Annotated in this window: 9 protein-coding genes, 2 pseudogenes and 1 riboswitch; of the genes and pseudogenes, 6 read left to right on the top strand and 5 right to left on the bottom strand. The window is 37.6% G+C overall.

Going from position 1 to position 11118, the window contains the following annotated elements:
- Nucleotides 1–378 precede the first annotated feature (378 nt).
- Both AC2JBO_RS23755 and AC2JBO_RS23750 read right to left on the bottom strand, forming a co-directional pair.
- Nucleotides 379–609, bottom strand: coding sequence for a variant leucine-rich repeat-containing protein (locus tag AC2JBO_RS23755; protein WP_496956100.1), 231 nt, complete (start codon nt 607–609; stop codon nt 379–381).
- Nucleotides 610–794: 185 nt separating this feature from the next.
- On the bottom strand, nt 795–1220 hold the full coding sequence (locus AC2JBO_RS23750; RefSeq protein WP_496956099.1) for a DUF1636 domain-containing protein: 426 nt from the start codon (nt 1218–1220) through the stop codon (nt 795–797).
- Nucleotides 1221–1245: 25 nt separating this feature from the next.
- Nucleotides 1246–1395: riboswitch (cobalamin riboswitch) on the bottom strand.
- A 139-nt stretch (nt 1396–1534) separates the two neighbouring features.
- Here AC2JBO_RS23750 and AC2JBO_RS23745 point away from each other — a divergent pair.
- Nucleotides 1535–1720: a hypothetical protein gene (locus AC2JBO_RS23745; protein WP_496956098.1), complete on the top strand. Its 186-nt coding sequence runs from the start codon at nt 1535–1537 to the stop codon at nt 1718–1720.
- 158 nt (nt 1721–1878) lie between these two features.
- On the opposite strand, the gene AC2JBO_RS23740 is transcribed toward AC2JBO_RS23745, so the two are convergent.
- Nucleotides 1879–2574, bottom strand: a complete 696-nt coding sequence (locus AC2JBO_RS23740; protein WP_496956097.1) for an excalibur calcium-binding domain-containing protein — start codon at nt 2572–2574, stop codon at nt 1879–1881.
- Between the two features lie 825 nt (nt 2575–3399).
- On the opposite strand from AC2JBO_RS23740, the gene AC2JBO_RS23735 reads away from it, so the two are divergent.
- The 5 genes and pseudogenes from AC2JBO_RS23735 to AC2JBO_RS23715 all read left to right on the top strand — a co-directional run bounded on the left by AC2JBO_RS23735 (nt 3400) and on the right by AC2JBO_RS23715 (nt 8956).
- The gene (locus AC2JBO_RS23735) at nt 3400–3777 is read left to right on the top strand and encodes a hypothetical protein (RefSeq protein ID WP_496956096.1); all 378 of its coding nucleotides are present in this window, start codon (nt 3400–3402) and stop codon (nt 3775–3777) included.
- Nucleotides 3778–4051: 274 nt separating this feature from the next.
- On the top strand, nt 4052–4219 hold the full coding sequence (locus tag AC2JBO_RS23730) for a hypothetical protein (RefSeq protein ID WP_496956095.1): 168 nt from the start codon (nt 4052–4054) through the stop codon (nt 4217–4219).
- On the top strand, nt 4219–6672 hold the full coding sequence (locus AC2JBO_RS23725) for a two-partner secretion domain-containing protein (RefSeq protein WP_496956094.1): 2454 nt from the start codon (nt 4219–4221) through the stop codon (nt 6670–6672). The genes AC2JBO_RS23730 and AC2JBO_RS23725 overlap by 1 nt, the downstream gene beginning before the upstream one ends.
- 49 nt (nt 6673–6721) lie before the next feature.
- A pseudogene (locus AC2JBO_RS23720) lies at nt 6722–6970 on the top strand (hypothetical protein); the annotation flags it as partial.
- Nucleotides 6971–7789: 819 nt separating this feature from the next.
- Nucleotides 7790–8956 carry a glycoside hydrolase family 10-like protein gene (locus tag AC2JBO_RS23715; protein ID WP_496956093.1) on the top strand — a complete coding sequence of 389 codons (1167 nt, stop codon included), beginning with the start codon at nt 7790–7792 and terminating at the stop codon, nt 8954–8956.
- 39 nt (nt 8957–8995) lie between these two features.
- Here the strand turns inward: AC2JBO_RS23715 and AC2JBO_RS23710 are convergent.
- Nucleotides 8996–9181: pseudogene (locus tag AC2JBO_RS23710) on the bottom strand (IS701 family transposase); the annotation flags it as partial.
- A 329-nt stretch (nt 9182–9510) separates the two neighbouring features.
- The gene (locus tag AC2JBO_RS23705) at nt 9511–9735 is read right to left on the bottom strand and encodes a hypothetical protein (RefSeq protein ID WP_496956092.1); all 225 of its coding nucleotides are present in this window, start codon (nt 9733–9735) and stop codon (nt 9511–9513) included.
- Nucleotides 9736–11118 lie beyond the last annotated feature (1383 nt).

The following is an 11118-nucleotide window of genomic DNA, read 5'->3' as shown; positions in this document are numbered from 1 at the left end:
CGAGGCTCCTTTTTCTGTTAATAAATAAGTTACCCGTATAAAATACGTGTCTGCGGTGACTTACAAGGAAATTATCAAACCAAGTTTTTGTTTAAAATTGCTATAATACGTGAATAAGGTAGGCGCCAGGGTTTATAATTACTTGTTTATATATATCCTCATCTTGCCACAAAGTTTTTAAAACATGTTGAGATGTATTGTAATTGCCAAAAATAGCTTGTTGAATTTTAACGTTTCTTTCACTGGCTAACTTTTCTAAAATAGAAACTGGTGTATTTGGATTGTGAGCAACAGCAATAAGAGTAGATATACTTTTACTATCTAAGAGTTTAACTAATATATCTTTATGTGTCTTGGAATTACTAGCATACGTAAGTTCTAGTTGATATTCACAAGTTTAAATAATGTTTCTTCTTGAGTATTAGGGTTGGCAGCAACGTTCTTTTGTACTTCTGTATCATTATAAGTACTTAATTCTTCTAATAAATCAGAAGGTGCGGCAGGGTTACGTGCAACTATACGCGCGAGTTCAGCACTAATACCAGTCAATTGTCGTAAAATTTGAGGTGAGGTCTTTTCGTTGGCTGCCTGTAGTCGGAAGTCTGACATATGATATTTATATTACGATTTCAGCAATGCCTACACTGAAGTCACTTATTCTAACAGGCATTATATGGCGCCAACAATGGCTATGAAGAGTTTCACAATAATTAAGTTGTAACGAACCATCAGTTGGTGCGTTAAGGCTACAAGTTCTATAATGATGTTGAAATTCCTTATAGCCTTAACGCACCCTACGTACATATTTTCTGTGTGACCTTTTCGTTTGTAATTGGTGTGTGTACTGTAGGAATTTTTGCTAAAATGCCCTTTTTGAGAGGGTGAGGACGTTCTGACCACGGCAAAGAACCCTCTGTATTTAAGTAGTATTTTTCAGCACATTCAAATATACCTTCGGCTTCTGCGGGAGTTAATTCGGGGGGAATATCACCAAAAAGATACGTAGTTTTACTAGGTGATGCAAAGCAAACAACACAAGAACGACTACAAGAACTCATGCACTCGACTGGTTGAATAACGAATTCAGTCTTTAATTGCCAATTTTGAAAGTCCGCTTGCAAGCGCTTGAGGAGCTTTTCGCCACCGCTCTCACCGACACGGTTCCCATTTTCCCACTTGCTGGCACAAGTGGTACAAACAAAGATTGTATGGATGCTCATCTATACCTCGTAGATTGTAGCTTGGGTTGTCTTTTATTTCTCGGCGGGCATTCTGACTAACAAGGAGAAAATTTGCCTTAGTTACAGTTGCGGGACAGCGCCGGACTCACACCGAACTTTCCCCGTTACCTCTAGTGGGTTATACTCACAAAGAACCGAAAGTTAATATAGATAGTAACATAAATACGGTTTGCTTGATAAATTACAGTAATTTCCATCATACAAATTTATCATTGACTCGCGCGTTGATTTAACGATGTAGAGATTGCTGACAATCGTTTTTGCTATAATAGGTAATAAACTTAAACTACAAAATGCTGAAATCAAAAAAATCTAACAACCAATATCGTGGACATAGCATCGAAAAAGTTGGTCACGGAAAAAGGGCAGTATTTCAAACTACTATCAATGAAAAAGAGTGGTCTGCTGTTACAGAAACAGAAGTAAAAAGAGCTATTGACGCTTGGATTGATGAAGGAGAGGAATTAGAAAGTCTTTAAACATCATACCAAACATACCGATGAAAAGAGGTGGTATTATACCATCTTTATTTAATCATGCAACATTTGACAACGACTCGTTGTCAAATTTAACTTATGGAAATCAACCTGTATAAATTTTGCCTAAATACATACCTAAAAAATAGGCAATATTAACTTTAATTTGTCTCACAAGCTATTCCATCGTTATTTCTATCAAGACTGCTTGCCCAAGGATTAACTTTTACATCAATATTGGTAATACCGCGCGCACGCAAATCTGTACAGCTACCAGACTGTTCTAAAATAACTTTACCATCTTGAGTTGGCGCCAGAGTTGTTTTACTAGAAGTATTTTTAGATTGGGCACCGCAATTTAAAGCGCGGAACTGAGATACTAAATTATTAGCTTTTGCTTTATTTTCAGTAATACTTTGTTTTACAGCTTGATAAAACTCAGCTTCAGTAAGCTTTTCAGTCGCTATTGAATTATCTTGAGCAACTGCCAAAGCTGCAACTTTTGTGGTGTATTCTTCATCAACTTTACCACAACCAATCGATGAACTAATTTTAGCCGCTAGCTCGCTACTAGAAGGAATTTGCTTTGCTACTGGCGCCGTTTTTGGAGTTAGTGTAGGTAATGTCTGTGCTGGTACTACTGGTTTAAAAGGTTTTTGAGTCAGTGGAGGTAATGTTTGTGCTGGCACCACTGGTATACTTAGTGTAGGAATTGGCGCCGCTGTTTCTGTAACTCGTGAAGTCGTTGTAGTCGCTTTCGTTTCTATAACCTTAGGAGTTTGGCTCAAATCATGATTAGCTTGAGAGCATCCCACCATTGTAAGCAATCCTAGTTTTAAAATTATTATCTTTTTCATATTGATTTTTATACATACATATACTCGTAAAAACATAATATAGCAGTCCTACATGATTTGTGAAAAATACCTAAATGTAGAGACGCGACATGTCGCGTCTTTACAACGTGGGCACCATTATTCTAAGACACATATCAGTACTGAAGTACTACTTTATTTGGATATGGGATTTTCCGCATTTATAAGTCAAGTCAGATATAGCGTGTAAATCAACTCTAATTCTTTCACAGAAAGGAACTCATTATTTTTCATGCGTTACGTTGTTTGTGTTGTTAGGGGTAGCTCCTTAACACTAAATGCCTATAAATGCACCCTAAGTAATTTATACTTATAAAACAAAAGTATTGTTATAACAACGAAGTGGCGCCTGTAGTTGAAAAATCAGGTTTAAATTCTTGCTGTGCTTATCTTCGAGCTATTATTACCTTTATAAATATCAAATTCATTAAATTTCATCTATAAGTGCCTGTAAGCCTTGATTTTAAAGGATAATTATCTATTTAAATTCAAATTTAGCACGTAAAGTACGGAAGAGCCGACTAAATTTAGCAATTGTAATTCAAAATATACGTTCTTGTACTCGAATTACAGGCGCCTCGAGCCAAGTTGATAACGCGCAAAAATTATCAGTTTATTGAGAATAAAGCTAATTAATTGACAGTAAAAATCTAATCTCACAAAAAAGTATTGTTTCTTATTAAATCAGACTTTTGATTCATGCATAGTACAAGCGTAGCTTTTAAAATGAAAATAGATTTAAGTTTTAATTAAAGCCCTTTGGAATAAGAGTAGGTTGATAAAGCGATGAAATGTGCAAAAATTTTATTGACTACTGCTGTCATAAGTTTAGGCGTAATACCTCAATTTCCTGCAATGGCGGCAAATGGCGAGATTGCTTGTGATTCAATCGTCAGAGACAATGGTTATTCAGTAATTAGCAGGCAAAGTGGTGAACCTGTTTACCGTGATGGACGAGTTGTTAATTATACTTATGTCTATCGTATTCGGAATAATAATGATAGAGATTACAGAAATGATAGAAATGATAGAGATTACAGAAATGATAGAGATTACAGAAATGATAGAGATTACAGAAATGACAGAAATGACAGAGATTATAGAAGAGGTACTCGGTATGGGCGTAATGTTGTAACTTGTGTTTGGAATGCAAGACGTGATTCAGCCAGACTGATTTTACGTTAAACCTACATACGTACTTTTGTACTTAGAATGGTGCCCGAAACGCATACCCTAATATTACAGGCACCTTCAATAATTACATGGAGCATATTTAATGGCGCCGATAACTCCTACATGTATATAGTGTGCCTACTGTGGATAAAGACTTGTACATATCAATCAGTTTGCACCTAAAGTTCAGGCGCCATCCCTCAGAAACTGCTTGCAATTTACAACACATGTTACTGGCCTGCGACCAAGGTTTTATTTAATTGCGCGCGTCCCTTTTGGCAGGAAAATGGAATCTTCGGCGGCGCCTCTTTCAGCGATGAAGGTATTCGGCAGGTTTATTATCCGGGAGCATCCAGTTTTGGCAGGCAGTCAGGCTAATTTTACTGCAATGAATCTGTTAGTAAAAAATGATTTAGGGAATCCTAAGTATAAAGATTTAATGGAGATAGGATAATGAAGGTAGCTTCTGTGTGCTTGGGCTTGGTCAGTGAAATTTTGATAAGTGGAATATTTCTACCAGCGATGGCTCAGGTGATATCGGATGGAACTACCAACACCACTGTCAACCCTAGCGGTAATAATTTTACGATTCTTAATGGCGCACAAAAAGGTAGCAATTTATTCCATAGTTTCAGTAGTTTCTCTGTACCTACAAATGGCTCGGCAACTTTTGATTTAAAAAACACGCCTGATATTACCACCATATTTAGTCGAGTTACGGGCAGAAATGTTTCTAATATTGATGGGTTAATTCAAATTCTCAACAGCAATAATTCTGCAAGTTTATTTTTGCTGAACCCGAACGGGATTGTATTTGGAGCCAACGCCAAGTTAGATATTGGCGGCTCATTTTTGGGGACAACAGCTGATAGTATTAAGTTCGCCGATGGGGTGGAATTTATTGCAGTAAATCCTGTGGCACCATTATTAACTATGAGTGCGCCAATTGGCTTGCAGATGGGACAAAATCCAGGAGCGATTACTGTGCAAGGTTCAGGATACAGCTTAAATATTGCGAGTATACTTTCTCCAATTATTCGCACTCCTAGCCTGACACAACTCGAAGTAGAGTCTGGAAAGACTCTGGCGTTAGTAGGCGGTAATTTAAATTTGAATGGAGCAACCTTGACAGCTGAAACTGGTCACATTGAGTTGGGTAGTTTGGGTAGCTCAGAATTTGTTGATCTGATCTCAAAGACTCAAGGGTATACATTGGGTTACAGAAACGTAAACAGTTTTGGGGATATTCAAGTTACCCAAAAATCTCTAATAGATGTCAGTGGAATGAATGCTGGTTCTGTTCAGGTGCAAGGTAAGCAGATTCAATTTACTGATGGCTCTCTGTTGCTGGCACAAAATCATGGTAATCTTCCTGGTGGCAATTTGCATCTTCAAGCATCTGAAAGCATTAATCTGATCAATGCAGTGAGCGGTGTTCGCAGTGAAACCCGAAGCCAGGGAACTGGTAGCAATATTAGTGTTATTACCCCTAAACTCAATCTCTATGAAGGGGGGATATTAAGTAGTAACACTTATGGAGGATCTAACAGTGGAAATATTCAGGTTAACGCCAAAAACTTAGAAATATCTGGCTTATCGCCTAATAACGCCACTGGCAGTTTTATAAATACCAGTACCTTTGGTTCTGGAAATGCAGGTAACATTTTTGTCCAAGGTGATAGTTTACTTGTATCCTATGGTGGTGGAGTGTCTTCCGTATCGCGGGGTGTTGGTTCTAGTGGTCAAATTGTGGTTCGCAACCTAGATACCACTGTGCAAAGTAGTAATAGCTCTCTCTTCGGAACAAGAATTGCCTCAGTCACTTTTAACGTAGGCAATGCTAAAACCTTAACCATAGATACTGCCAGGTTAAAAGTTATAGATGGAGCCTCGGTGGGCACAAGTTCATATTTTATAGGTCATGCTGGGGATGTAAAGATTAACGCTACGGAATTTGTGGAAGTTACAGGTTACAATCCCTTAACACCCAGTGCTATTAACTCCTCTGCCCTGATTCTTAACCCAGTACTGCAACAGTTATTTGGGTTATCAAAATATAAACTGACTGCTGATGCTGGTACAATTGACCTGACGACACCAAACCTCATCCTCAAGAACAAAGGAACTGTGACCGTTACCAATCAAGGTACTGGTGATGGTGGCAGCTTGAAAATTCATGCCAATACTATCAAATTACAAAATCAAGCTTTCATCGAGGCTAGGACAGAATCCGGTAATGGGGGCAATATAGATTTACAAGTAGTTAACTCTTTACGGTTGCGCGATAATAGCCAAATTACTTCCACTGCAAGCGGTAACGGTGACGGAGGGAATGTTAACATGGGAGCACCAATCATTATTGGTTTAGAGAATAGCGATATTATTGCCAATGCTGTGCAAGGAAAAGGAGGCAATATTGCCATTAACACTCAAGGCATTATTGGTCTGGAATTCCACAACACCCTCACTCCTAGGGAAGACTTGACCAACGATATTACAGCCAGTTCCCAATTCAATGTTAGCGGCACAGTGTATATTAATAATGTCGGTGTTGATCCTAATTCTGGCTTAGTTGAATTACCTGCAAATGTAACTGACTTATCACAACAAATAACTACAGGTTGTTCAAAGACGACGGATAGTAGTTTTATCACTACGGGACGCGGTGGTATACCTCAAAACCCCAATCAAGATGTGAGGAGCGATCGCACTTGGTCTGATGTCCGCAATCTCAGCGCATATCGCCATAATCATCAAGCTACAGCCCAAATCCCCACACAGGCGGAAACTCTGGTGCAAGCAACTTCTTGGCGGCGTAATACCCAGGGAAAAATTGAGTTAGTTGCTGATAAATCTCCTACTCAGGTGCAAACATCTTTAACCTGTGCTGCTGTTTACCAGGATTAATATTACCAAACAAAACCTTTAAAATGTTAAAAATAACCGTGAAAGAGCCAGAGTTAAAGAATATGGTCGTACAGAAAGACGACATAGCAGCTTTTATATTGGCTTATACGGTGAGCCACTTGCGGTGGACGGGTTCCCCGGCATAAGCAAAGTGGCGAACCCGAAGGGTCAAATATGGGTCGATTTTAAACAACCTTGTATTGAATTAGTCAAAGAATTAATGAAATTAAATCCTAATAAGCGTAAGTATTATCAACAAGGTATAAGAGCTATGAAGCTTATTGAATCTATGTTGTAGGCGCCTTTGTCACCCCTTCAGGTCATTTACATAAACCTGAAAATCAATTAAGTAGGTAGGCACAATTAAACAGAACTATGTAAACTTATGTTTGGTGATTAACACATCTATCTTGCTCAAATTAATTTTTAGGTACTAGAGGTTGAGCAGAGATATGAACCAAAACGCAAATAGAGGCCGAAAATGCTTATCCTACATTAGTTTGATAAATTGCTACTTGATTGTAGGCAACGCTGTTATAGGTAACGAAAAATCAAGGGTTTTCAGTCCCTATTTCCGTTAAACGCCCTTATCTCGGCTCAACCTCGGTTTCACCCTGAAAAATATGATATATGTCTACCATCATCTTGCCAAAAATCTTATTAGCTTGGCATTTTAATTGTTAGTTTAGCATAACAACTACTGAAGAACCTTATTTTTAACAAGTTGGCAGTATCTACCACATGAACCTATCCCACTATTCTAAAAATTTTAATTCCTGCTGTGAAACGTGCCTGGAAACCTTGATTTTTCGTTTTCAGTTCCCAATCAGTTTAAGCTTGGTAGCACAAATATTATTAGTGGGATAGGTTCATTAATGGCTGTATAAGGTATTCTCTAGACTATAATGCTTATTAGGTTTGCGTCCTGGGGGCTGGGCATTCATTTAGAGTTTAGGGTATTGTCAGCTTTACATGACAAATTTCGTACAGCGCTCACCGAAGGTGGGCATACGGCGACCGCAAAATCCTTAATAGCACTTTTTTTGCGGTTGCTACTCCAACTCAGAAAATAACAATAATTCTTTAATTACTTCAACTTATTTAGCAACATCTTAACATGTTTAAATTACTCAGAATCAAACGCGGATTAATCTTACTGTTTTCTTCTTTAATTATAACTATTTTGGTGATTTTAGGAACAAGTCAAATAAGTACAGCAGCCCAAAAGCATGAAGTGCGGGGTGTGTGGCTTACTAATGTTGATAGCGAGGTACTTTTTTCATCTCAAAGTCTAAAAAAAGCATTAAATCGTCTCAGTAAATTAAATTTTAATACTATTTATCCTACAGTTTGGAATGGTGGTTATACACTTTATCCTAGTAGTGTAGCTCAAAAAATCTTTGGTCAATCTATCGAGCCAATTCCAGAATTAAAAGATAGAGATATTCTTCAAGAAGTTATTAAAGAAGGACATAAAAAAGGTTTAACTGTTATTCCTTGGTTTGAATATGGGTTTATGACTCCCATAGATTCAGAATTAGCTAAACGACATCCCGATTGGTTAACTAATCGTTATGATGGTACTAAAGTTGATAGTGATAATCAAGCTTGGCTTAATCCTTTTCATCCAGAAGTGCAGCAGTTTATGATTGATTTAATCATGGAAGCTGTAGCTAGATATGAACTCGATGGAATCCAATTAGATGATCATTTTAGCTTACCTTCTGAGTTTGGTTATGATGATTATACTGTAGGAATGTACACGAAAGAATTAAAGGGTTTAGTTCCTTCTAAGGATTTTTATGAAACTTTCTGGGTGCGTTGGCGTGCTGATAAAATTAATGAATTTATGAAACGTTTATCGGCTAAAATTAAAGCTGTTAAACCAGATTGTATAATTTCTATTTCCCCTAATCCTTTACATTTTTCTTTACCTGCTTCTTTACAAGATTGGTTTACCTGGGAAAGACGGGAATATATTTCCGAAATAGTTTTACAAGTATATCGTTCCGATTTACCTCGTTTTGTGACAGAATTAGAAAGAGCAGAAGTTGATTTAGCTAAAACCCATTTACCCGTTTCTGTTGGCATTTTAAGCGGTTTAAAATCTGCTTCATTACCAATTAATCAAATTAAATCGCAAGTTGAAGAAGTACGCCAGCATGGTTTAGCCGGAGTCTCATTCTTTTTCTATGAAAGCCTCTGGAATTGGTCAGATGAAGCCCCTATTGTACGAGAAAAAGTTCTTCAAAGAATGTTTCCTAATTCTGTATCTCGCGGATAAGTTTGCGAGGGTACTAACACCCTTAACTCCCATGCTTTGGTGCTTAGAGCGAATTGCAACAATAAAATTTAGATTCAATTCATCTAGTATTTGAATAAAACTTTTACTGCTCTCTTCGTATAAATTATCTGCTAGGACAATATTAAATTTAAATTCCATCGCGCGCAATTGTTTTATTCTTTTCGCTGCAATTTCAGATTTAGTTAGGTATTTATCTCCTGGTTGGCGTAGATATAGCCAAGCTGTCATCAGGGGCAAATAGTATAAAAGCTCAGTTTGTAGTATACGGTAGCATAGCTAAAACCCTTATTATGCGCCTACTAAGGGTAAAAATAAGTTGCTGTCTACTCATCACAGACAGGCGCCCTTTCCAACACCTTAATTATTTTTACCGCCATCCATTTCAAATTCAACTTCTTGTCCAGTTAGTGAACAGGAATAACCAGATACGGCGCCTTAAAATTTCCATACCGTAACTATTTTTCGACTCCAAGTATGAGTCATTCGACCATAGCAGCAAGACTTTCCACCTGTATCAATGAATTTATGCTCTGCTATATCCCTCCTGCGCTATCACAGTCGAGTGCAGTTACGTTTCCACTTCTACCACTTTTAAAGCGGTAAGTACCAGAGGGTTTTACTGTTGAGCAATTATTTCCGTATTGAATAATTAAGTTACCGTTTTTACTCGTATATTTTGTACCAGCAAAGCTTGGAGTCGCCGCTAGTACTGCTGATAAACAAACAGTTAAACTAACTATTAGCCTTTTTACTTTCATAGGAACGGAAATACTAAAAAGCCCTGTAAGTTAGATATTATCAGCAACTCGTGCGCCAATAATAACTTGTAACGTATTTGTAACTATGGCAAAAGGTATTCGCCGAGATATCAGCATTAAGAGACACGTTGTAAATTAATATTGCTTCCTTAACCAATACCTTCGCCAGATTTCGGAGTCATAACGTAGCATCAACGCTTCTAGAATTAAGGCTTTTTCGTATAAGAGAAATAAGCGCTATAATTTCCAGACTAGTTAAAAACTCTGTCCCGTTATTCCACACCGGGTTTTTAGATTCAAAACCTTGGTGTATAAGGACTCTGAGGTCAGCGTATAGCAGACAGATTCAATATTTTGTTTGACTTGAAACACTGACGGCAAAAGTATTTTTGCCAATCATATTTTTGGCGAAGGTATTGCCTTAACTTTATTGGTTTACTAATTTCACTAAAAGTGATAGTATAAAAATCAGAAATTTTAGCGATAAAAGCAAGCTTTTATTCCAATATTCCTTTACACTTGCCCATAAATGACATTTTTAGGGTATGTTTCAATTGTCGGAGACATATTCAGCTTGTAGCTGAAACCCTAGTTATGTTAGCTGTTCTGCCAATTTATTTAATATAGCTTTACAACGTTTTCCATGAAAGCTGGTATCTTGGCAGACACCCATCTAAACACTATGTCGGAAAGCTCTTATGTCAATCGAACGTCAAAGATTATTTTGTTGTGATGCTTGTGAAAATCATGAGATGGTTAGGTCTTTCGGAACCTGCCCAAAATGTAACAAAACGTGGAATGGTAAAGGTGATGGTGCCAGTCAAAATTACCGAAATAATGCTTGGAACATATGTAATACCTGCTCGCAAAAACACGGACTGTGTGTAGTATGTTGTTCGAGCATTCCACAGAATCGATTGGGCTTAAAATAGCGTCAACTCGGTAACAAGCTGAGGTTTTGAAGTGGCTGGCTTGTTACTAAAACTACTGGACGAAATACCTACCGAAGAAAGTAACAAATCTACTTCCACCTGTTTATTGGTGTCCAAGAAAGGCGCCTGAGTTAAAAATTCACAAGCTGGGGTACGACTAGCATTCGCGCAGAAAACCGGGTTAAGACATATTACATGAGTAATACAAGCCTGTGAGTTAAGCTGAAACCCTTATTTTATCGTTGAGTAGTCACTTGATGATAAGAGAGCGTAAATGATAATTTTCTGGATAGAATCCTTATCTAATAAGACTTTCAAGCTTATCCCGGTTTTCGGTTCGCCTACTACTCAAGCCCCGCATTGGGTAGGGTGCATGAAAGCTATTACTATCAAGCAATGTAACGCCAAATACAGTGCTTTCACGCACCATTAATACGTTAAGTAAGCAACA

The sequence above is a fragment of the Calothrix sp. CBUCES-K 9914 genome, from assembly GCF_059640475.1.
Note: the sequence above shows the minus strand (reverse complement) of the source record. Positions and strands in the feature narration are given on the sequence as shown.